This is a genomic window from Virgibacillus sp. Bac332 (assembly GCF_003667785.1).
GTDB lineage: Bacteria > Bacillota > Bacilli > Bacillales > Amphibacillaceae > Virgibacillus > Virgibacillus salarius.
Window position 1 is genome coordinate 1,487,495 of the sequence record NZ_CP033046.1, and the last position, 23,927, is coordinate 1,511,421.

Sequence of the window (23,927 nt, forward strand, 5' to 3'; positions counted from 1 at the left end):
AATATAACAGAAATTCTGAGAATGAAAGTATTAGATGCTGTAGGAGCGTTATGAACAATTGCATGGATATAAATCATATAGTAATGGTAGCTAGATAAGGTGGTGAAATGAATGAAAACAATTAGTTTATGCATGATAGTAAAGGATGAAGAAGAAATATTAGAACAATGCTTAAGAAGTGTGGAATCGGTCTGTGACGAAATAATTATTCTAGATACTGGATCAAAGGATAATACTAAAGCGATAGCTTCCAGTTATACAAGCAAAGTCTATGATTTTGAATGGATCGAAGACTTCTCAGCTGCACGGAATAAAGCCTTTAGCTATGCAACGAAGGATTTTATCATGTGGTTAGATGCAGATGATATTTTGCTTCCTGAGGATATGGAAAAGTTAAAAGAACTAAAAAAAGAGCTCCATGATGGCATAGATGCAGTTTCCATGTATTATCACACTGCATTTGATGAACAAGGAAATCCTACTTTTAAATATCGAAGAAATCGGCTTGTAAAAAGAAGTAATCAATTTAAATGGTTTGGAGTAGTCCATGAGTATTTACAGGTAGGCGGAAATATTATTCCTTCACAAATAGCTGTAACTCACCGGAAATATGAGAAGAATAATACTTCGAACAAGGGGGATCGCAATTTAAAAATTTATGAAAGGCAATTGGAAAAGGGCAAAGCGTTTACTCCAAGGGATATGTTTTACTATGCTAATGAGCTAAAGGATCACGGGCGAATAGATGAGGCAATTACGTACTATCAGCGCTTCTTAAATACAAAGCAAGGATGGGTGGAGGATGAAATACGTGCATGCATCTATATGGCTGACTGTTTTAAAGCGAAACAGGAGTCAGATAAAGAATTGGAGGCTTTATTACAAACATTAAAATTTGACTTGCCGCGCCCTGAGGTTTCATGTAGGGTAGGGGACCATTTTAAAGAAAACGGATTATTCAAAAAGGCAAATATTTGGTATGCTTTGGCACTTACATTAGAACCTGAAAATGATAGCGGATTTACAAATACAGCATTTTCCACTTGGTATCCTCATTTACAGATGTGCTATTGTAACTGGCAATTAGGGAATAAAAAAGATGCCTATCATAATCATGTCATAACAAAAAAATATAATCCAACCAATTCACAAGTACTTCATAATGAAAAATTCTTTCAGCGCTTAGATAAAGAGGAGTTAAAATAAGCTATGAACTATTGATTCCCTGCATACATTTAACTTGTGTGTAGGGGTTTTTCATCATTTTTGCAATGAAAAATCTCAGTTTGAGGTGTAATTTGTCTACAATAGGGAATTATCTAAATGTAGACAGACATAATTTTGTCTTTGGTTTGTCAATGTTTTGTCATGGTAATCATCTTTTTTCTATATAAGTATAGTTTATACTAGCAGTAAAGTGGATAACAATAACATGCTTAAATCAGTCTAAGGATAAGGATGTATATGAATAGATATTCGCTTGATCAGTACTGAGCAAGTTGAGAGCTTGCATGAATAAAGGAGGAAAAACCGAATTATGATGGATATGGATCCGGTGCTAGTGAGTCGACTTTTAACTTCACTAACACTCGTATTTCACATTATCTTCGCTACTCTTGGTGTCGGAGTACCATTAATGATATCTATTGCTGAATTTATTGGAATTAAAAAGAATGATCCACACTATTCAATGCTAGCACGGCGCTGGACACGCGGATTCGTTATTCCTGTAGCAATTGGTGTTGTAACAGGTACAGCTATAGGACTCCAGCTATCATTGCTTTGGCCGCAATTTATGCAAGTAGCTGGAAATGTTATTAGCTTACCGCTTTTTATGGAAGTATTTGCATTTTTCTTTGAAGCCATCTTTTTAGGAATATACCTTTATACGTGGGATCGATTTAAAAATCCGATGACCCACTGGTGGTTTTCTCTTCCAATTGTAATTGGAGGTGCACTTTCTGCTGTATTTATTACTTCAGTAAATGCATTTATGAATACACCTGAAGGCTTTACGACAGGAGCAGGTGGTTTTGCGGCCATAAATCCAATCGATGCTATGTTTAATCCTGCTATGCCTTCAAAGGTATTTCATGTTTTAACTTCTGCTTATTTGACAGTGGCTGCAATTCTTGCAGCAATCGCTGCATTCAGTATGCTACGGAAGAAAAGAACAGAATATCATAAAAAAGCACTAAAATTAACGGTTACATTAACCTTTCTCTTTTCAATTTTGACAGCAATTGCTGGAGATGTGTCCGCAAAATTTTTGGCAGAGCATCAGCCCGAAAAATTGGCAGCTGCAGAATGGCATTTTGAAACAGAGGAAGGAGCAGATCTTGTCCTGTTTGGTTGGTTAGGTGATGAGAATACACCTGCTGGTGTACTTCGTTTCCCTGGGCTTTTAAGTTTCCTAGCTTATGGGGATTTTCAGAGTGAGGTAACCGGACTTGAAGAATTCCCTGAAGAGGAACGTCCACCTTTATGGATTCACTATATGTTTGACTTTATGGTGGTAATCGGATTCTTCTTATTAGGAGTGTCCTTACTATATATTTTATCGTGGAAAATTAAACGGTGGAATGAACATAATAAATGGATGCTATGGCTACTCGTAGCTAGTGGACCATTAGCGATGCTCGCTATTGAATTCGGTTGGATATTTGCAGAAGAAGGCAGACAGCCGTGGATATTACGGGGTTATATGTTAGTAGAGGATGCGGCAACGACATCTCCATATGTAGGTTTGATGTTTCTACTATTTCTTGGATTATATATCGTATTAGGAGTACTAGGTGTTATTGTATTAAGGAAGCTTTTTAAAAATAATCCGGCTGAAGAAGAACTAGAGAAGAAATACCCGACGATAGAAAAGGGTGATAACACATGAGTTATGAAATAATTGGGATTACCGTATTGTGGATCTTTTTATATGGTTATCTTATTGTTGCATCTGTCGATTTTGGCGCTGGCTTTTTTGCGTATTACGCAAAAATCACAAAAAAAGATCATATTATCAACCAATTGATTTCAAGATATCTGTCCCCTGTCTGGGAAGTAACCAATGTATTCTTTGTTTTTTTCTTTGTGGGCATCGTCGGGTTCTTCCCTGACTCGGCTTACTATTATGGAACTTCACTGTTAGTTCCAGGAAGTATTGCTATAATATTGCTAGCCATACGTGGCTCCTTTTATGCCTTTGAAAATTACGGATCTAAAAAAAGCAATGTGTATATGTTCTTATATGGAGCAACGGGTTTATTAATTCCGGCATCATTATCTACTGCTCTAACGATGTCTGAAGGTGGTTTTATTTTAGAAGAGAATGGTGTTGTTTCTTTAGACTATCTTGCATTATTTACAAGTCCTTATTCATGGAGCGTTGTATTTCTTGCTATTGTATCCGTGCTATTTATTAGCGCAGCGTTTCTAACATTTTATGCAGCAAGGGCGAACGACCAGGCAGCGTTAAAGCTTGTTCGTAAATACGCATTATTCTGGGCTACACCGACCATTATTGCTGCGCTGACTACATTTATTGCTTTAGGTCAGCATAATGAACGTCATTATCAGAATATGTTTGATTTGTGGTGGATGTTCGGTCTATCCGTTGGGTTCTTTATGATTGCCATGTGGTTAATTTATGAAGGAAAACGTTATGGATTAGCATTTATAAGTGTGATGCTGCAATTCTTCTTTGCCTTTTTTGGATATGGTGCTAGTCATCTTCCATATATTTTGGATCCTTATATTACGATTTACGAAAATGCGACGCATGAAGCAACAGGGATTGCATTGATTGTCGTATTTATCTTAGGCTTATTTTTGCTAATTCCTTCGCTAATTTTACTCATGCGCTTATTCTTATTTAATGCAGATTATGTGAAGGGAAAGAAATGAGGAGCTACAAAAGATTCTGTTGAACAGGAGCAAAATAATGCGCGATGTAAAAGAATTTTTAAATAGCAAAAAATTTAGCATGATCTATTTATTGGTGTTTGCTTTCATAACGGGTGGAGCAATTATTGGACAAGCTTATCTACTCGTCAGCATAATCGATGGTGTCTTTCTGGATGATCTAACCTTTCGAGAAATCCTCCCATTATTGGGAGGATTATTCATCATTCTCTTCGTAAGGACTATGTTTACTTACCTGAGCGGTAGGGTCGGTGTTCGACTGGGAGCAAATGCAAAAAGATATTTTCGATATATATTGCTTGCGAATTATACAGAAAACCCTGTTCAGGCTTCACTTAAGGGGCAGGCAGGTCAAAAGGTTAGTGTCACCATGGACGCCACTGATGAGATAGATAGCTATTTTAGTCAATATATCCCTCAAGTGATTCGCTCTTCAATTATTCCAGTTATGATATTAATAGTTGTATTTACCCAGCATGTAAATACTGGTTTAATTATGCTTATTACATTCCCATTTATCCCATTATTCATGGTTATAATTGGGATGCAAACAAAGAAAAAGTCAGAAGAACAAATGGAGAAATTGGCTGTATTTTCAGGTCGGTTTTTAGACACGCTTCAAGGTCTTGTTACTCTAAAATTATTTGGCAAAGCTAAGCAGCAAAAAGAAGCTATTCAACAAAGCAGTTTAGGGTTTCGGGATGCTACGATGGATATTTTAAAAGTAGCCTTTGCATCATCTTTTATGTTAGAGCTGATTTCTATGTTGGCAATCGGGATCATCGCATTGGAAGTTGCGCTGCAACTAATTATTTTTGATGGAATATCTTTTTTTACGGCATTTTACGTGCTCGTACTAGCTCCTGAATTTTTCACAGCACTACGTGAGCTAGGAACGGCTTTCCATAATGGAAGAAGCAGTATGGGAGCTATAAGAAAAATTGAAGAAGAGTTAGTGGATGGACCAGCTGTTCACTGGGGAGATAAGCCGATTCCGAAAACAGATATCCCAGTAAAACTGGAATTAATAAATGCGGGCTTTCAATATGGAGAAGATCAATTTGCATTAAGACAAATTAATACAAGCTTTTCACCAATAACCAAGAATGCGATTGTTGGTAAAACAGGATCTGGAAAGACGACGCTCTTGCATATGATTGCAGGTATTATCCCAACGCACGGAGGTGGTATAGCTATTGATGGTGTGCCTTTAACTAAATATAAAGAGGAAGACTGGTTTCATAGACTTAGCTATATTTCACAGGATCCATATATTTTTTCGGGGACAATTACAGATAATATTGCTATTGGAAGTAACCATCAACAACCAACAAAACAAGAAATAGAAGAAGCAGCAGAACAGGCAGGTATTTCGGATACAATCGCTTCATTTGAGCATGGCTATGACACAGTAGTAGGAGAAGGTGGAAGAGGCTTGTCTGGGGGAGAAAAGCAACGTCTAGCCTTAGCAAGAGCCTTTTTAAAGCAACCATCTATTGTACTATTTGATGAACCAACCGTTGGATTAGATTTAAAGACAGAACGAATCTTGCAGTCTTCCATTGAAAAGCTTGCGAGAACCGCCACGATTATTACAGTAGCTCATCGATTGCACACGATTAAAGATGCGGATAAGATCCTGTTTCTTGATGATGGAATGCTTATTGCAGAAGGAACACATGAACAATTAGTACAAACGGTTCCCGGATACCGAACAATGGTATCTGTACAACGGGGAGGGAAGGCTGAATGAGAGATCTAGTAATTGTGACCAGGCTTATGATGAAGGAAAAAAGAGATATTCTCCTTTCCATTTTTTTAGGGTTTATTGCTGGTCTAGCTACGGTATTACTGTTCTCGGCTAGCGGATATTTAATTTCAAAAGCAGCATTACAGCCGCCGTTTTATACGTTAATGATTCTGATTGCTTCTGTAAAATTGCTTAGTTTTATTCGAGCGTTCAGTAGATATGGAGAACGGTTTGTTTCCCATCGGGGTACATTTACGATGCTTAGTAATTTGAGAATGACTTTTTATCAAAAATTAGAGCCATTAGCACCGGGTATATTTAATAAGTATCGTAGTGGGGATCTTTTGGCAAGAATTGTTGGGGATGTAGAGAGTCTACAAAATTTCTTCCTGCGTGTGGTCTACCCACCAATTGTTTTAGGGCTCGTGTTTCTTAGCACAATTTTCTTTACATGCTTTTACTCTATCCATATAGCCATTATTCTGTTCATTGGACTATTACTCACAGCAGTTGTAATACCTGCTATTTTTGCTATACGTCAACAAACAATCAACAGCCAAGTACGAGATGAGCGAGCAAAGTTATCAACAGAAGTAACCGAGTTTCTGTATGGATTTCGTGATTTGAAAATTTATCAGCAAATGGATAATAAGCGAAATCAACTTTTAGAGACATCTAATACTTATATCATGGAACAGGAGCATGAGGGGATTAACACCTTGTATAATCAGTCAATTAATAATTTTGTTTCATTACTGGTAACGTGGAGCGTTTTGGCTGTTGGCGCCTATTTGATTGGGCAAGGACAGTTAGATGGTGTGTTATTAGCTATGTTGGTTATGCTTTCTATTACTGTATTTGAAGATGTATCACCCATGGCTGTATTTCCGATTCATTTTAATGATAGTAGACGAGCAGCGAATCGATTATTTTCTATAGTTGAGAAAAAGGATAAAAAAATGGTGGAATCAAGTTTATTTCAGCAAATCGTAACTGCACCTACTATCAACATGAAAGGTGTATCCTATACGTTTTTAAATGAAGGGCGACCAGCTGTACATGAAGTAGATTTGCAGCTTTCAGCTGGTTCCAAAACAGCAATAGTTGGTCCAAGTGGTTCCGGAAAATCAACCATACTACAGCTACTATTAAAGTTGGTCACGACAGATACAGGTAAACTATCCATGAATAATACGAATTTCGACCAGATCCAACAGGAGAGTATCTGGGAGGCTGCAAGTGTCGTTCTCCAAGAAAATCATTTCTTTTATGGTACGATTAGAGATAATCTGCAATTAGCGAATGATGGAGTAACAGAGAATGAGATGCATGCCATGCTTAAGAAAGTTCAATTAGATCATTTTGATTTAGATAGTCATGTATTTGAAAAAGGAGAAAATTTATCTGGCGGAGAGAAACAACGATTAGCAATTGCAAGAGCAATGCTTAAAAGGGGATGTTTTTGGTTGTTGGATGAACCTACTTCTTCACTTGATGCTGTAACAGAGCAGATTGTATATAACCACCTTTTTCAACAAGCAGCAGATGATACAGTTGTTTTGATCAGTCATCGTTTAACTGGTATGGAACGTATGGATCAAATCATTGTGATGGATCAAGGACGAGTAGTAGAAAAAGGAACCTTTACGGAGCTAATGGATAAGCGTGGATACTTCTATGAAATGAAAGAATTAGAGAGGAATTTGTTATAGCAGTATCTCGTACTAGTTTCGGATCACCCTTTTGTAATAATGATTAATGAGATGATCCTTTATAGTTTAATATAAAAGGAACCCTCTTTTGAGATAATTCTTCAAAAGGGGGTTCGCAAGAATGAAGTGTGTCGTTATTTTTATACTTTAGCTGCCCAAATTTCTAGTTCTATTTTTATTTCTGGCAAACCTAATTCTGTAATGTACCCGATAGTCATTGCAGGGTAATTGTTACCGAATAATTCTCCCCATTCGGAATACAGGTAATCCCAATCAATTTTTTCAGTTGCCCAAACATTTACTTTTATAATATTATTTGCTTCTAGCTGTTCAGATTCTAGTAATGTTTTAATGTTATGAAATGTATTGTTAATCTGTGCGTTCAAACTTTCTGGGAATGAACCATTCTGATCTACTCCGACCTGTCCGGAGCTTACATAAAGTTCCGAGTTCCTAGGTATTTTGGTTATATGAGTGTAATTACCGACTGGTTCCGGCATGTTTGCTGGGTTTTTTCTAGTTATTTTATTTTTCATTTTTATCGACCTCGTCATGTTTATTAGTATCTGCAGTTTTCTCTAAAAGGCATTTAGACACACTCCACCCTAGGAAATGTATCTTAGAAAAAAACAGCAGTAGAGTATCCATATCCTAAAGATAAAAATTCAAGTGATCTTTTCTTCATAATATGCATACTCCTTTCTTTACTGACAAGTTCGATGTTTGCTATATCGTAATCGAAATGTATAATTAATTATTGATCAATCTTCTAAATGAATTTTATCATTTTTTTTCATCACGATCAATGTAAAAAAGCGTTATAGCGACAGTGAGTGTACCTCGTATAAATTTACGGTAGTGTATCCAATAACTCCTTCAATTCGTACCAATCATATAGTCGAATAGCCTCTGTAAAATTCCTATTATAGGACTGATCTTTTAATAGAAGCGTTGTGTCACTATCTAACAATGTCTTAAGGACAGTTGGCTTGTCATCTACGTAGTAATCGAGATTTAATTCGTTAATGATGGTTATTTTTTCATGATCCTTCATTCCATAATAAAAGTTACCATCATCGATAGGGAAATCACGTTCGCTTAACCATTTTTTTGTTCGTTCGCCATGTTGAGAAGGACGGGCGGTAATATAATATATATCATGTCCCTCACGCTTAAGCCATTTTACTGTTTCTAATGCTCCTGGAAAGATAGGACAATCCGTATAATAAATAGATTCTAACGAGCTTCTCCACAATTCTTTTCCTTCTTTATCTGTAAGTCCAAAAGGTTCGTGAATTTCTACCCTGGTTAAACGATAGAATTCCTTAATAGGTACATGTTTATTTAATTTCTCTCTATACAAGTTAAAGGCATGTTCTCGTAAATTAAGTAACGTATCATCAATATCAAATCCAAAGTTCATTATACATCCCTCATATCCCTGTAGGCAGGATATCCCGTCCATTTAAAGTCTTTACCAATCTGTGTTATTTCTATATCCTTCAGTTCAATTGCATGTTCCATCTTATCTATGCCAGTCCCTTCAAGAAAAGTTGGAGCATGTTTTCCACCGATTAATTTTGGAGCCATATAAATAATCGTTTTATCTACCAATCTATTTTCAATAAAGGAGGCATTGATTACTCCTCCAGCTTCAATTAGTAATGATGATATACCATGTTCCCCTAGATATGTTATGACTTTCCCTGGATCAACAACGGTTGAATCGCCTGTGTTAATAACAGTAACACCAAATCCTTCTAATTCTTTTCGCTTATGTCTATCATGATTTTTGGTTGTAAAAATCCAAGTGTTTGCCTGCTTATCCTGAACAATCTGATAATCTAAAGGAATTCTCAAGGAAGAATCCATAACAATTCTTAGAGGGTTACGACCATTTGGAATCCTTGCTGTTAGCGCGGGATTATCCTTTAATACGGTATTTATTCCTGTAAGAATCGCCATATGTTCGGTTCGTAGTTGATGAACATCCTTCCTGGCTTCTTCAGATGTAATCCATTTACTGCTAAGCGTATGACTAGCAACTTTTCCATCTAAAGTGATTCCAGTTTTCAAAGTAATAAAAGGTCTCTTTTGTACAATATACGTATTAAATACTTCGTTCATTTTAATTGCTTCTGCTTCACGAATACCGATTTCCACTTCGATACCTGCTTTTTTTAAAATAGAAACTCCATTTCCAGAAACAATTGGATTTGGATCTAGGGTTGCAATAACAACCTTTTTAATCCCTGCTTGTACAATTGCTTCGGCACAAGGACCTGTTCGACCATGGTGTGAGCATGGTTCAAGTGTAACATAAATCGTTCCACCCCTTGCCTGCTCTCCAGCCATTCGCAATGCATGAATTTCCGCATGTGGCTCCCCAGCTTGCAAATGCGTGCCTAGGCCAACTATTCGATTATGATTAACAATGACGGACCCCACTAGAGGGTTTGGGTCCGTTTGTCCTTTCGTAGCTCGGGCGTTGTTTAATGCAATATCCATATAAAATTCATGATTAGTCATTGAAGCAATTCCCCTCTGCTTGCAAATGCCCTGACTTTGTCACTTTCGTTTGTAAGTATTTACGGTTGTATTCAGAAACATCACCCCATAATGGGGTTCTCCCTGAGACTGGTAGCCCAGCTTTTTCTAACGCTTCAAGCTTTTTCGGGTTATTTGTAATTAAGGTAACTGATTTGTTACGTAATTTTTTCAAGACTAGAATAGCGTCATCATAATCTCTAGAGTCATTAACAAAACCAAGAGCTTCATTGGCTTCAACGGTATCATAGCCGTTTTCTTGAAGGAGGTAAGCCATTGCTTTACTAAATAAGCCAATTCCTCTTCCTTCATGGTTCGATAAGTAGAATAGTGCGCCTGCACCATTTTCTTTAATTCGCTTCATGGATTCCTTTAATTGAAAGCCACAATCACAGCGTTTGCTTCCAAAAATATCGCCAGTATGACAGATGGAATGCATACGAATTAAGGCATTTTCAGCATTAGCGAAATCCCCATATACTAAAACACTGGATTGTTGGAAGTCAGCCAAATTAGAGGAAGCTAATTTTTTAATGATTTCTTCATAGTCCTCTGTAATTTGATCATAATTTAGCCAGCAATACCACTGGAATACAGTTGTCTCTCCATCTAGATTTACAGGTAGTTGAATTGGTCCAACTAAATATATAGCACGTTCATTCTTTTGTATGAGTTGAATTTTATCCTTCAAAATAGAAAAAACGTCAGATTTAAGCTTTATTTGTTCCATTTTGTAATCTCCTTTCATTTCCACTAAGTATAATGAAAAAAACGGATATCATCAATTTTTCGTTCTTTTAATGTTATCCAGTATATTTGAGAAATTTACTTGGTATAGGAGAACCTAGATCAGATAAACGATACGGAGGTAAAGCACGTCGTTTATTAATACGTTAGACCTGTTACTAACATATAGTATGTACTATATTTTCTTCCGATTGGGATAAAAATAGTATTTTATTAATTTTGAAGGTTCACTTTATTTCTCGTTTACATACATACTGTATGTATGTTAAGATGTAAAAAAATGATATAGGAGGATGTTTATGCGGGTATCGAGTTTTTATCCAGTTATCATGACAGATCAAGTGGAGATAAGTTCCACCTATTACCAAAACTATTTTAATTTTGAGGTGGTGTACGAAGCAGATTGGTATACTAGTTTAAAACGGGTTTCGAATTCACTAACGTATGAATTAGCCATATTAAATGCTACCCACACAACAATTCCAGAGGAATATCGAAAATCTGTACAGGGAATAATTTTAAATTTTGAGGTAGTGGATGTAGATATTATTTATGACAGGCTTATTACTGAGTTAAAACTTCCATTGATACAGGAACTCCGTGACGAAGAATTTGGGCAAAGACATTTTATTACAGAAGACCCAAATGGTATATTAATTGATGTAATAACAGTCATTCCTCCTTCTGCAGAAGAGACGAAACTGTATAAGCAACAGATATGGAATGAAGAGTGAAAGGATGTTCATACAATTGCTTTAAAATATTCATTTTCCAGTGATTTAGCCAAGCGTCTGACTGATTTGATCAAACCGTACTCCCCATTATTTGAAGAACAGTTATTTATCCCGCATATAACTGGTAGTAAGACCCTCACTTCAACCATTAAATTGAAACCAATATTGGTAATCCATTGAATAATTTATGTTTATTGGAACTTCTGATTAACGATCCTTCTTTATATGTTAGAAAGTCTGTGGCAAATATTAATGATTTAACAAAAGTAAAATAGATGGTATGGATTGGCTTCAAGCTCAAGAAGAAAAGGTAGAAATAAAGCTCATTTTAAGTGGTTTTTATAACATGGATTACGTTTTATTAAGAAAACAAAATGATCAACAGGCTATCATGCTTGTTGAGAAAGATAAAATACAGATTGAACGGAGAAGGATGGGAGTAAATAACGAATGAGAAGAAATAAAGAAGAAGCAATGAACACAATACACAACTTGATCGAAGTTGGGAGAAAACACTTTACTAAGCATGGATATGAAGGTGCTTCTTTAGAGGAAATTGCAAAGGAAGCAAATCTAACTCGTGGTGCTTTATATCATCACTTTAAAAATAAGCAAGGTCTGTTTGAAGCAGTATTAATTACAGTACAAAAAGAGGTTGCTGATCAAATCGAACGAGATGCTAGAAAAAGTGATGATTTGTGGGAGCAACTATTATTAGGGTGTAAAGCATTTGTAACAGCTGCTGTTGAACTTCAAAATAAACGAATATTACTCATTGATGGTCCGGCAGTTGTAGGTTGGGAAGTTTGGCGATCGATGGATAGACAAAGCTCGATGCGATTGTTACATGAACAACTTGACCTTATGCAAAGAAGTAATTGCTTCAAGCCAGTTTCAGTGGAAGCGATGACCCACTCTTTATCAGGTGCATTAAATGAATCTGCATTATGGATTGCTCAAATGCCAGAGCACGAGGGTTCGTTGGATGAAATAATGAAAGTAATTTCATATTTCGTTGAGGGATTTAAGCTGCAGTATGGGACTTCGTAAACCTTCTCTTTTTAAGAATATTATTGGAGGTAGTAGGAAAGAATGGATTTCCTTCAGGTTGTCAAAAAACGTTTCTCAAGAATTATTACTGAAATTTAGAAAAGGATCCGTCACTTTTTCCGTAAGAGTAGACGGACCATCCTTTTTATTCTATACGTTTCAAACATCTTTTTCTTTCTAGTTCTCCCGCATATAACTGACAGTAAGTCCCACACTTCAAGTAATAAAGTGAATATTTGGGGGGATAAACAAAACCCCCACTGATTGAAGTTTCACTTTATATGTGAGTATAATCTATTTAGTGCACAGGGCTGCCTTAGCTCTGGCTGCATCTCAAAAAAATCAAGATTCCCCTTTTCCAACAATTCCATAAAACAAGATTTTTACAATATCCTCGGTCATCGGCAGTATTTGTTTATAGATATCCTCACGCTGCATAGCTTCTTTAAATATTTGTAAATACATTAGAAGTGACTCATTTGATAGGTTAGGATCGATAAATCCGTCACGCCTTCCTTCATCAAATAAAGCCATCATTTTAGGCAGTGCCTTTTTTTGATACAACTCTTCAACATAACTAGTTCCAGCTGCATATTCCTTCATAATGACGTCATAGAAATTAGAATGTATATGCTGGGCTGTTTCCTTTTTCGCAAAAATAATCCCCTTTATTTTTTCATGGAAAGGTAAATCGCTGTTAAATAATTCTTCAAATTCCCACCATGCTTTATTTATATAATGTTTAATTACTTCTTGGACAAGGTTATCCTTGCTGCCAAAATAATTATAAATCGTTACCTGAGATACATTTGCTTTTGTAGCTATTTCCTTAATAGCGACTTTTTGTACGCCGAAATCCATAAATAAACTTAAGGCCGCCTCTAAAATATGTGATTTTTTTAACTCCCGTCTTCGTTTAAAACCGTCCAACTAATCTCACCTCATTTTAAGTTTAATAAAAAATATGTAATAAAACAATAAAAATATTTCATAAGTTATTGCAAAAGAGGTTTTAAATATATATTATGAAATATATAAGTTAAAATATTTCATAATTTGAGAAAAGGGTAAGGGAGGAAGAAGAATGCCTGTATTGAAAACATCGAATTTAACAAAGAAATTTGGTAAGTTTATGGCGCTAGATGGTGTAAATATAGAAGTTAATGAAGGAGAAGTCTACGGATTTATTGGGCCGAATGGAGCTGGGAAGTCAACAACGATTCGCATATTATTAGGAATATTAAAGGCAACGAAAGGCAACGTACAGATTTTTGGGAAGGATGCATGGTCAGAGGCTGTAGAAATCCATAAGCGAATTGCTTATGTTCCAGGTGATGTGAACTTGTGGCCAAACTTAACGGGTGGAGAGGTTATTGATCTGTTTGTTAAACTTCGCGGTGGCAATAATAAAAATCGTAGAGAAGAACTAATTAAGCGGTTTGAATTGGACCCAACTAAAAAATGTCGTACGTATTCAAAAGGGAATAGGCAAAAGGTTGCTTTGGTTGCCGCATTTTCTTCTGATGCAGACTTATATATTTTAGATGAGCCGACATCGGGGCTTGATCCATTAATGGAACAGGTATTTCAATCTTGTATATTAGAAGAAAAGCATGCAGGGAAGAGTGTTCTGCTTTCTAGCCATATTTTATCTGAGGTGGAAAGGCTTTGTGATCGTGTTGGTATTATTCGACAAGGAGAAATTATAGAATCTGGCTCACTAAGTGAAATGCGCCATTTAACACGTACCAATTTGTTAGTTGCTACCAAACAGTCCATTGCTTCCCTTGATGAAGTAAAGGGTGTTCATGCCATTGAAGAGCAAGGGAGTGAAATATCCTTTCAAGTTGATACGGAGGAGTTGGATGCCGTTATTCGTTATATTAGTCAATTTGGCATTGTAAAATTAGAAAGTGCTCCACCGACATTAGAAGATTTATTTATGAGACATTATGAAGGTAAATCGAATATAGGAGCAGGAGGTGCGGTGTAATGGCTGGCCAATTCACAAAAAATACAGGAAGACTGTTACGCTTTCTCCTCCGTCGTGATCGGTTGCGTATCTCTGTCTGGATGCTTTCATTAGTAACTGTAACGTTGATGATTGCCATTTCTTTTACTGATCTATACGCAACAAAGGCAGATCGTCAAGCAATAGCTGAAACAATGTTAAATCCAGCAATGACAGCCATGGTGGGAAAAGGATATGGGTTAGAAGATTATACATTTGGAGCTATGATGGCACATCAGATGCTTTTATTTACAGCGATAACAGTAGCAATTATGAGCATTCTTTTGGTAGCACGACATACTCGAGCAGATGAGGAAGAAGGCCGCATAGAGATGGTCCGTTCCCTTCCGACTGGACGGTTATCTAATTTGCTTGCCACACTTAGTGTAGTTTTTATGACGAATTTTTTACTAGCGCTTATTATTGGCTTTGGTCTAGCATCATTGGGAATAGAAAGTATGGACTTAGCAGGGTCTTTGTTATATGGAGCTGGCTTAGGAGCAGCTGGTTTCTTTTTCACAGCCATAACAGCAGTTTTTGCACAACTGTCCGAAAACTCTCGTGGTGTAATTGGTTTTTCTTTTTTCGTATTAGGAATTTCCTATATGCTACGTGCTATTGGTGACGTTAGTAGTGAAGCATTATCATGGGTCTCACCGTTAGGGTGGATTTTAGGTACACAGGTTTATGTTAATAATTATTGGTGGCCCATTCTATTGACAGTTGGTGTATCGTTTATACTATGTATATTGGCACTTTATTTAAATGCGATAAGGGACTTAGACTCTGGTTTTCTTCCTGCTAAACCAGGAAAGAGGCGTGCATCCTTCTTTTTACAAAGTCCATTCGGATTAATATTTCGACTTCAACGTACTGGCTTAATCGCATGGGCAATTGGTATGTTTGTAATTGGAGCATCATATGGTTCTGTTCTGGGGGATTTAGATACGTTCTTTGAGGATGTGGAAATGATGAAGCAAATGTTAACCCCAGTGGAGGGATTTTCGCTTACGGAACAGTTTATTACCATGCTGATGAGTGTCCTTGCTATGATGAGTACCATTCCAACGTTAATGGCAATACTAAAGTTAATGGGGGAAGAGAAGAAGGGGCGCACGGAGCATTTATTAAGTCGGGCTATTTCGCGTACTCGTTTAATAGGTAGTTCATGGGTGATAGCGATGCTTGTTTCATTTGGGATGCTTTCATTAGCGGCAATTGGACTATGGTCTTTAGCAACAGCCTCCATTGATGGAGGAATCGATTTAGGAGTTGTTTATCGTGCAGCAATGGTCTATCTACCTGCCATGTGGGTAATGATTGGTTTTACAGTATTGCTTATTGGACTGTTCCCTAATGGGAGTAGTTGGATATGGGGTTACTTAATTTATTCGTTTATTGTAGTTTATTTAGGTAATTTAATGCAATTTCCCGATTGGATGAGCAATCTTTCCCCATTTGGTCATGTACCACAAATACCAGTAGAGGACATGAATATAATGGCCATTTTCATATTGACGGTAATAGCTTTTGCATGCACCACCATTGGTTTTATAGGCTATCAGAAACGGGATATAGAGGGTTAATTAAAAGCCGAAAGATAAAAAAAATGTGGATACGTTGTGTGATGTATCGTTGCCGAAGCCTTCTCCACGGAAAGCGAAGTATCAATAGGAGTATTATCGCAGAAACATGAACATATACTTTTTTCCGCGTCCATTGCCTCAGCTAACTTAGTAAAGAAACATACGTTACCAAGGGATCTTCGGACTCGTGTTGTTCCAGCCGGATAAGGAATGCCTAAGTAGCGATACATTGCACGCAGAAGTTTCACTTTATTCGTGGGTGGACGGTGTATTAATTCCTGGTTTCCTTTATAATAAAAGAATATATGGAATGTATTTATGATAGGGGTCAAGGTAATGGGTAAACAGCGAAACGGGATAAAGCCATTTATATCTTTAATTATATCTACGAATATTCCAAGACTTGCACTTACAATAGGCTTAATCGGAAGTATAATTACTACACTTGTCGGATTGAGTATTCCTTTGCTAACTAGAGAACTAGTGGATGGGTTCTCTATCGAATCAATGAGTATGCTATTGATTGTGGCTATTGGGCTTGTATTTATTTTACAAGCAGTCATTGATGGCATATCAACGTATTTACTTGCAGCAGTAGGACAGCGAATTGTTGCTCGTCTAAGGGAACAAATGTGGATGAAGCTGATTCGGATGCCAGTTAGCTATTTTGATAAGACGAATAGTGGAGAATCGGTAAGTCGCGTTGTTAATGATACAGGTATAGTAAAAGATTTGATTTCACAGCATTTTCCACAATTTATTAGTGGATTGATATCTATTATTGGTGCAGTTGCTATTCTACTAATTATGGATTGGAAAATGACACTCATGATGTTAATTGCTGTTCCAATTACCATCCTACTTATGATGCCTTTGGGCAGTAAAATGGCGAAGATTTCCCGTAGTCTACAAGATGAAACAGCAATGTTTACAGGAAATATCCAACAAACTCTAAGTGAGATTCGCTTAATGAAGTCGTCTACTGCTGAATCCTTTGAAGAACAAAAAGGCGTGCAGGGAATCGGCAAATTATTTTCATATGGCTTAAGAGAATCAAAAATATTTGCCCTAATTGGTCCATTAATGTACTTAATTATTATGGCTGTAGTTGTCATTATTATCGGTTATGGTGGGATAAGAGTAGCAAATGGAACGATGTCAACGGGGTCGCTGGTAGCGTTTTTATTATATTTATTTCAAATTATAATGCCTATTACGACATTCGCTATGTTCTTTACTCAATTGCAAAAAGCAAAAGGTGCGACAGAACGGATTATAGATATATTAGATCTACCGGTAGAAGCTGGTCAAAATGGGATTGACAAGCAGATTACACATGAAACGATTCATGTAAACAATGTTACCTTTGCCTATGATGACAACGAGCAGGTGTTAGAGAATATATCTTTCACCGCAAAGCCTGGAGAAATGATAGCTTTTGCGGGTCCTAGTGGAGGAGGAAAGACAACTTTATTTGGGCTATTGGAACGATTTTATCAGCCATCTGAAGGAGAAATAATAATTGGTAATACATCGATTCAGGACTTATCCTTAGAAGCTTGGCGTAGCCAGATCGGATATGTCTCACAGGAAAGTGCAATGATGGCTGGAACGATTAGAGAAAATTTAACCTATGGCCTAAGTAATGCATCAGATATATCGGATGGACAGCTCTGGGCGGTTACTGCGATGGCTTACGCAGATCAGTTTATTGCTGATTTTCCCGAGCAGTTAGATACAAAAGTAGGAGAACGAGGAATAAAACTATCAGGTGGACAGAGGCAACGAATTAATATTGCCCGTGCCTTTTTAAGAGATCCAAAGATATTAATGATGGATGAGGCTACTGCAAGTCTTGATAGCCAATCTGAAAGAATTGTTCAACAGGCTTTAACGCGATTAATGAAGGGACGTACGACTTTTGTTATTGCCCATCGCTTATCAACAATTGTTGATGCAGATAAAATTGTATTCATTGAAAAAGGAAAAATAACTGGCATAGGTAATCATCAGGAGCTTATGGAGCAACATGCCTTATATAGAGAGTTTGCCGAACAGCAATTAGCTGATCGTTAAGCGTGGAGAGCGAAAACATCGCTCTCTTTTTTTATAGTCTAGGAAATTAGAAAATTAGCCCATGTGGGTAAATATGGGCGTGTCTAAGCCGCGTCCAGATCCAGCGCCCAGAAACAGGCGACTTCACGAATCGCCCTAATCTAAGTCATCATCTACAAGCAAACTCACCGTGATTCCTTTATCTCGGTTGACTCGCTCCAGTCGCTACGCTTCTAATCCGGCGTTTGTTCTTTTGTTCTAAGATTGCTATGTTTTGGCTATCTGAACCAGCATAGATTTAAAAATGCTAGTGCGAGAGTATGGTGAAAAGTTAAACGCTACTACTGCGAAGATTACAAAATACGATGTAGTCAAGCAATTTCAATCTTTGAGTACATTATATATCTAAATTATGAAAAAATTCCAGGTAATATATTGCATGTTAGAGAAAAAAATAGTATGATTAACACCATTGATATATTGCATATAGATGGAAGGCATTTACATTAAAATTTGCTTCTAGGAGAGGACATATATATGAGGGAAAAATTATCATTTTCAAACTATGCCGCCATAGGTGTAATGTTATTTGCATTATTCTTTGGAGCTGGTAATTTAATATTTCCTGCTCAGCTTGGACAACTTGCTGGAGCTAATGTTTGGCAAGCGGTCATCGGGTTTTTAATAACTGGAGTAGGTTTACCATTATTAGGTATATTAGCTATGAGCTTTTCTGGTAGCAAAAATCTTCAGGATTTGGCCGGTAGAATTCATCCTATCTATGGTGTTATGTTTACCGCACTATTATATCTAACGATAGGACCATTTTTTGCAGCACCAAGAACTGGAACGGTAGCATTTGATGTTGGCATTTCACCATTTATCAGCGAGGGATTCCAGCAAGGTGGTTTAATGATTTTTACACTCGTTTTCTTTGCAATAACCCTATTTTTTTCGCTTTATCCTGCAAAAATCGTCGATTATGTTGGTAAGATTTTAGCGCCAGGCATTGTGGTACTACTTGTGATTTTACTTGCTATGGTTATTTTCAAACCAATGGGTTCTTTACAAACTCCTCAGGAGGCATATGCAGATGGTGCCTTTTTGAATGGATTTTTGGAGGGCTATAATACAATGGATGCACTTGCTTCCTTGGTGTTTGGAATTATCGTGATTAAGGCTATTCGTTCATTGGGAATTACATCTAAACGAGAAATATTGAGAGCTACGGCCAGGTCTGGTTCTGTTGCTATTGTTTTATTAGGAGCGATATATGTTGGAATTGCTTATTTAGGAGCTACAAGTACAGAGATATACGGAATATTTGATAATGGTGGACCTGTATTGAGTAGTGCATCAACACATTATTTTGGAACATTTGGATTGATTCTATTAGCGCTTGTTATTACATTAGCTTGTTTAACGACAAGCATTGGGTTAACAACTGCTTGTTCAGAATATTTTCATTCATTATTTCCAAGGATAAGCTATAAAAAGTTTGTTGTATTCTTTGCAGTGATAACTTTTGTAATAGCTAATTTTGGTCTTACTAATATTATTACTTATTCCATACCTGTACTGATGTTCCTATATCCATTAGCGATCGTCTTAATGTTATTAGCATTCTTGTCACCTTTGTTTTACCATGGAAGATCTGTCTACATTTCGGTAATTGCAGTAACATTTTTAATCAGTAGCATTGATGGACTAAAATCGCTCTGTGAATCATTAGGTATTCCTTACTTTAACTGGATGATTCCCATTGTTTCGTTCTACGAAACAGTTTTGCCGTTATATAATGAAGGTCTTGGCTGGCTAATCCCAGCATGTATAGTCCTAATTATTACAGGCATTGTTCTTCGATTGCAAAAAGCATCTACTGTTCAGGCATAATCGAAAAAATAAAGTATGATTAAGAGACGGAGACAAATGTAATGAAGAAACAATAAAGAACGAAAGGATAATTAATTTAAAATAATTATCCTTTCGTTTTTTGATTAGGATAATTAATATAGCATCTGAAATATGTGAGACTCCTTGAAAAAGAAGAGCGCTTTATCTGCGTGCTATGTATCGCTGCCAAAGTCCTCCTTATCCACAGCACGAGCCCGAATCCACTTGGTAACGTGTTTTCCTTTACCAAGTGAGCTTAGTCCGTGCTCGCGGAAAGCCAGTGTATGTTCATGATGCGGGGGTGATACTCCTATTAATAAACGTGATTATTCGTATTTTGAGTAAAGAAGTTGTGTTTAGTCCCAGCCCCTTTTCAATAATTTATTCCTCATATAACCGGCAGTAATCCCCTCACTTCAAGCAATAAAGTGAAATCAATATTGGGAAGTGGGGGATCAACTTCCAGTAAATGTCCAATTGGTTTAAAGGTCTTTATATCATACCCTCGTGGTACTAACAATCCGTGGGAGATAATAAAATGCCCACGGATTGAAGTTTCACATTATTTTAGTGCTTGAAATTCTTGTATCGTACGTAACCAATTTTCTTTCATAATTGGAGCAAGAGCCTCATTATTTCCTTCTTTCATAAGGTTAATAATCTGGCTATGTTCTTCTATGGATTGTTCAGTTAAAATGATGGAGTTATGGAAGAATAAGCGTCTTACATGGGCTTGTAAGTTAGCAATAATGTTGTGGATATAGGGATTATTTGCAGCATCAACGATAACTTGATGAAATTCTTCGTCAATTTTTAAAGCGGCATAATAATTCTCTGAGCGAATAGCTTTCGTAAATCGGTCATTAATTTCTTCCAATACAGCTGTTATATCATCCGTTAAATTATCAATAGCTAATTCAGCTGACAAGGCCTGTAGTACAGCTAATGGTGGAAGTAAATCATTCATAGATTCTTTTTCCACTTCTGTTACTTGCGTTGCTTTTCCAGGAAACATCTTTACAAATCCCTGTACTTCTAAAAGTTGTAGAGACTCTCTAACCGGAGTCCTACTCACGCCTAATGCTTTAGCAAGTTCAGAATCATTAAGTTTTTCTCCAGGTTGTAATGTACCATCAATAATCCACTGTTGAATCTGATTAAAAGCACTTTCCTTTGCGGATTGCCTTACTGGCCTGGAATGATCTGAAGGTATTGGCATTATCTGCTCCCCCTCTACAATTATTTTTAGTATACTAAACAGTATACAATAAATTATTAATTATGGAAATATGCAATATATCACTAAGATTTTTAAACGTTGTGGAGGGATTTATTTTGATTAACTATGAAGATATAGTTTCTCAGGAGCTAGAAGCTTGGCGAAGGAAAATGTATGCTAAACCTAACTTATTTAATCAGCTTTCTAAGAAAGCACAGATGAAAATAAATAACTGGATACCTGAAAAGGCGCATCGGATAATTACTGAAAGTATTAAAAATATGGTTAAGGCTACATTAGTAGGCTCACATGTAACTACGAAAAAACCAGAAATGCAAGAAATGAATTTATATCAGCAAGATCAGCTTGTAAAAGAAAAGTTATCCACCTATCGCAAAACAGCAACAGTAGAAGGTGCAGGTACTGGTGCTGGTGGTATTTTTCTTGGTTTTGCGGATTTTCCTTTACTACTGTCTATAAAAATGAAATTCTTATTTGAGGCTGCAACCATATATGGCTTCGATACAAAGGCTTATGAAGAACGATTATTTCTTTTACACATATTCCAATTAGCTTTCTCCAATGAAAAAGAAAGAAAGAAAACGATGTATGTTATTGAAAATTGGGAACATGAAAAGCAACATTTACTGGATATGGATTGGCGAGCATTTCAACAGGAGTATCGTGATTATATAGACTTGGTCAAATTATTACAACTCGTACCTGGCTTTGGCGCTATTATCGGTGCTTATGCCAATTATAATTTACTTGATCATCTCGGGGAGACGGCTATGAATGCGTATCGTCTGCGACTATTAGCTGTACCAGAAGAGTAAAAGTAAAGGGGAGGGTAGAGAAAAATAGGGGGACCCCTGCAAAAACAGCAAGAGCCCGAAGGTCCACGTTACTAAGCGTGGTTAACCGTGTTAATTTGGTTTGTGGAAAGCGTTCCATACTTTTGATTGCGATAAAAAATAACAGGCTTATTTGATATTTACTCTCGGCATTAACTTATGAAAAGCACTTCGTTTAGTTATGCCCTCTAGCAATTAATATGGATCTGCTTCATGTCCTTTTTCGATTGCTTGATCTGGTGCTTTTTCTGCATCTTTATTACCTAACGGATTTTTACTTGTTCCATCATTCATCATGGTTTTGGCCTTTTCCAGACCTTCACGTAAACGGAGGCCATATTCTTCATCTGCATCCTCAGCCAATGCGACCATTTTATCTTGAATACGTTGATCACACATAGAAAGATCATTCACTAAATTAGAAATTAAATCATCCTTTTCCCAGTCTTTGAAGCTACGGAATGTCTCGCCTGCTTGCTTTGTATTGTCATTTCTGTCGATGGATTCACGAACAAGCTTTCCTTTTATCTCAGGGGTGTATTCTTTTCCCGTTTGTTCAGCTTCCTTTAATCCACCTAGTACCGAAGGCTCGTAATTAACATGTGGATTTTGACCAGGTGCTTTGTCATTTTGCTGACGTAATTGTCCACCCTCTTGGTTTGTAGCAACACGCTTTTTTGTTGCATTAATAGGAACCTGTAAATAGTTTGCCCCTACACGATAGCGCTGTGTATCAGAATAGGAGAACGTTCTACCTTGCAGCATTTTATCATCTGAGAAATCAAGTCCATCGACAAGAACCCCGGTACCGAAGGCAGCTTGTTCAACTTCTGTAAAGTAGTTTTCTGGATTTTTATTCAATACCATTTTTCCAACTGGTAACCATGGAAACTTGTCCTCCGGCCATAGTTTTGTATCATCAAGTGGATCGAAATCTAGCTCGGGGTGTTCATCATCGGTCATAATCTGGACGAATAGTTCCCACTCAGGATAATCTCCTTTTTCAATAGCATCGTATAAGTCTTGTGTAGCGTGATTGAAATTGGTAGATTGAATCTCATTTGCTTCTTGCTGTGTTAAGTTTTTAATTCCCTGTTTTGGTTCCCAATGGTACTTAACTAATACCGCTTCGCCCTCTTTGTTAACCCATTTATATGTGTTTACCCCAGAGCCTTGCATCATTCGGTAATTTGCCGGAATGCCCCAAGGTGAGTAAATAAAGGTTACCATATGGAAGCTTTCAGGGGAATTCGCACAAAAGTCGAAGAAGCGTTCACTATCTTGAATATTTGTTACAGGATCTGGTCGAAAGGCATGAATCATATCTGGAAATTTCATTGCGTCACGAATGAAAAAGATCTTAATATTATTTCCGACTAAGTCCCAATTCCCGTCCTCCGTGTAAAATTTTACAGCAAAGCCACGTGGATCACGTACTGTTTCTGGAGAATGTGTACCATGAACAACCGTTGAAAATCTGACAAAGACAGGAGTTTGCTTCCCTTTATCCTGAAAAACCATGGCTCTTGTATATTTGGATATAGGCTCATCACCAGCCATGCCGTATGTCTCAAAATAGCCATGTGCCCCAGCACCACGAGCATGAACTATCCGTTCGGGAACTTTTTCACGGTCAAAGTGACTTATTTTTTCGATGAAATCATAGTTTTCCAGTGTTGCTGGTCCACGATTTCCGACTGTTCGTATGTTTTGATTGTTAGTAACAGGATGCCCCTGCCTCGTTGTTAAGGTATCTTCATTTTCGATATTATTGGCTTTATTTGTATTTTTTTGCTCCATCCGTTTTCTTTTCCACCTTTCTAAAATATAACTAAACTAGAATTTCCATAA

At 36.9% G+C, this 23,927-nt stretch carries 20 protein-coding genes; 13 read left to right on the forward strand and 7 right to left on the reverse strand.

Translation table 11 applies throughout. The annotated features are described in order from the left end of the window. The first annotated feature begins 111 nt into the window (after positions 1–111). From D9782_RS07090 to cydC, 5 genes are all read left to right on the forward strand, one after another. Entirely contained in the window at positions 112–1,206 is a 1,095-nt protein-coding gene (locus D9782_RS07090) for a glycosyltransferase family 2 protein (protein WP_121604389.1), read from the forward strand. Between the two features lie 331 nt (positions 1,207–1,537). Continuing rightward, positions 1,538–2,890 carry a cytochrome ubiquinol oxidase subunit I gene (locus tag D9782_RS07095; RefSeq protein ID WP_034678641.1) on the forward strand — a complete coding sequence of 451 codons (1,353 nt, stop codon included), beginning with the start codon at positions 1,538–1,540 and terminating at the stop codon, positions 2,888–2,890. Then, entirely contained in the window at positions 2,887–3,900 is a 1,014-nt protein-coding gene (locus tag D9782_RS07100) for a cytochrome d ubiquinol oxidase subunit II (RefSeq protein WP_026680306.1), read from the forward strand. Before D9782_RS07095 ends, D9782_RS07100 begins: the two co-directional genes overlap by 4 nt. Positions 3,901–3,937: 37 nt before the next feature. Then, positions 3,938–5,671 (forward strand): thiol reductant ABC exporter subunit CydD, encoded by a 1,734-nt coding sequence (cydD, locus tag D9782_RS07105; RefSeq protein WP_026680307.1) that lies wholly within the window; start codon positions 3,938–3,940, stop codon positions 5,669–5,671. Further along, a complete protein-coding gene (gene cydC / locus D9782_RS07110; RefSeq protein ID WP_121604390.1) occupies positions 5,668–7,380 on the forward strand; it encodes a thiol reductant ABC exporter subunit CydC in 1,713 nt (570 codons plus the stop codon). Before cydD ends, cydC begins: the two co-directional genes overlap by 4 nt. A gap of 140 nt (positions 7,381–7,520) precedes the next feature. Here the strand turns inward: cydC and D9782_RS07115 are convergent, their stop codons facing one another. From D9782_RS07115 to D9782_RS07130, 4 genes are all read right to left on the reverse strand, one after another. Next, positions 7,521–7,916, reverse strand: a complete 396-nt coding sequence (locus D9782_RS07115; RefSeq protein WP_026680308.1) for a RidA family protein — start codon at positions 7,914–7,916, stop codon at positions 7,521–7,523. Positions 7,917–8,230: 314 nt separating this feature from the next. Continuing rightward, entirely contained in the window at positions 8,231–8,803 is a 573-nt protein-coding gene (locus D9782_RS07120) for a 5' nucleotidase, NT5C type (RefSeq protein ID WP_026680309.1), read from the reverse strand. Beyond that, positions 8,803–9,909, reverse strand: coding sequence for a bifunctional diaminohydroxyphosphoribosylaminopyrimidine deaminase/5-amino-6-(5-phosphoribosylamino)uracil reductase RibD (gene ribD, locus D9782_RS07125; RefSeq protein ID WP_121604391.1), 1,107 nt, complete (start codon positions 9,907–9,909; stop codon positions 8,803–8,805). Before ribD ends, D9782_RS07120 begins: the two co-directional genes overlap by 1 nt. Then, complete coding sequence (locus tag D9782_RS07130; RefSeq protein ID WP_026680311.1) at positions 9,902–10,657, reverse strand: GTP cyclohydrolase II; 756 nt, start codon at positions 10,655–10,657, stop codon at positions 9,902–9,904. Before D9782_RS07130 ends, ribD begins: the two co-directional genes overlap by 8 nt. A 316-nt stretch (positions 10,658–10,973) precedes the next feature. On the opposite strand from D9782_RS07130, the gene D9782_RS07135 reads away from it, so the two are divergent. The 3 genes from D9782_RS07135 to D9782_RS07140 all read left to right on the forward strand — a co-directional run bounded on the left by D9782_RS07135 (position 10,974) and on the right by D9782_RS07140 (position 12,458). Next, entirely contained in the window at positions 10,974–11,408 is a 435-nt protein-coding gene (locus D9782_RS07135; RefSeq protein WP_121604392.1) for a VOC family protein, read from the forward strand. 280 nt (positions 11,409–11,688) lie between these two features. Further along, positions 11,689–11,862 carry a hypothetical protein gene (locus D9782_RS22775; protein ID WP_162986349.1) on the forward strand — a complete coding sequence of 58 codons (174 nt, stop codon included), beginning with the start codon at positions 11,689–11,691 and terminating at the stop codon, positions 11,860–11,862. Next, entirely contained in the window at positions 11,859–12,458 is a 600-nt protein-coding gene (locus D9782_RS07140; RefSeq protein WP_026680313.1) for a TetR/AcrR family transcriptional regulator, read from the forward strand. Before D9782_RS22775 ends, D9782_RS07140 begins: the two co-directional genes overlap by 4 nt. Before the next feature lie 342 nt (positions 12,459–12,800). Here D9782_RS07140 and D9782_RS07145 read toward each other — a convergent pair whose 3' ends face one another. Then, on the reverse strand, positions 12,801–13,388 hold the full coding sequence (locus tag D9782_RS07145; protein WP_026680314.1) for a TetR/AcrR family transcriptional regulator: 588 nt from the start codon (positions 13,386–13,388) through the stop codon (positions 12,801–12,803). Positions 13,389–13,542: 154 nt separating this feature from the next. On the opposite strand from D9782_RS07145, the gene D9782_RS07150 reads away from it, so the two are divergent. From D9782_RS07150 to brnQ, 4 genes are all read left to right on the forward strand, one after another. After that, positions 13,543–14,451: an ABC transporter ATP-binding protein gene (locus tag D9782_RS07150; protein WP_026680315.1), complete on the forward strand. Its 909-nt coding sequence runs from the start codon at positions 13,543–13,545 to the stop codon at positions 14,449–14,451. Then, positions 14,451–16,055 (forward strand): ABC transporter permease, encoded by a 1,605-nt coding sequence (locus D9782_RS07155; protein ID WP_121604393.1) that lies wholly within the window; start codon positions 14,451–14,453, stop codon positions 16,053–16,055. The genes D9782_RS07150 and D9782_RS07155 overlap by 1 nt, the downstream gene beginning before the upstream one ends. Before the next feature lie 336 nt (positions 16,056–16,391). Beyond that, a complete protein-coding gene (locus D9782_RS07160) occupies positions 16,392–18,131 on the forward strand; it encodes an ABC transporter ATP-binding protein (protein WP_121604394.1) in 1,740 nt (579 codons plus the stop codon). Positions 18,132–18,647: 516 nt separating this feature from the next. After that, positions 18,648–20,003: a branched-chain amino acid transport system II carrier protein gene (gene brnQ / locus D9782_RS07165; protein WP_026680318.1), complete on the forward strand. Its 1,356-nt coding sequence runs from the start codon at positions 18,648–18,650 to the stop codon at positions 20,001–20,003. A gap of 562 nt (positions 20,004–20,565) precedes the next feature. Here the strand turns inward: brnQ and D9782_RS07170 are convergent. Next, positions 20,566–21,222 (reverse strand): GntR family transcriptional regulator, encoded by a 657-nt coding sequence (locus D9782_RS07170; RefSeq protein ID WP_026680323.1) that lies wholly within the window; start codon positions 21,220–21,222, stop codon positions 20,566–20,568. A gap of 116 nt (positions 21,223–21,338) precedes the next feature. Between D9782_RS07170 and D9782_RS07175 the strand changes: the two genes are divergently transcribed. After that, positions 21,339–22,058: an EcsC family protein gene (locus D9782_RS07175; protein ID WP_205389470.1), complete on the forward strand. Its 720-nt coding sequence runs from the start codon at positions 21,339–21,341 to the stop codon at positions 22,056–22,058. A gap of 213 nt (positions 22,059–22,271) precedes the next feature. Here the strand turns inward: D9782_RS07175 and D9782_RS07180 are convergent, their stop codons facing one another. Continuing rightward, positions 22,272–23,876: a catalase gene (locus D9782_RS07180; protein WP_121604396.1), complete on the reverse strand. Its 1,605-nt coding sequence runs from the start codon at positions 23,874–23,876 to the stop codon at positions 22,272–22,274. Positions 23,877–23,927 lie beyond the last annotated feature (51 nt).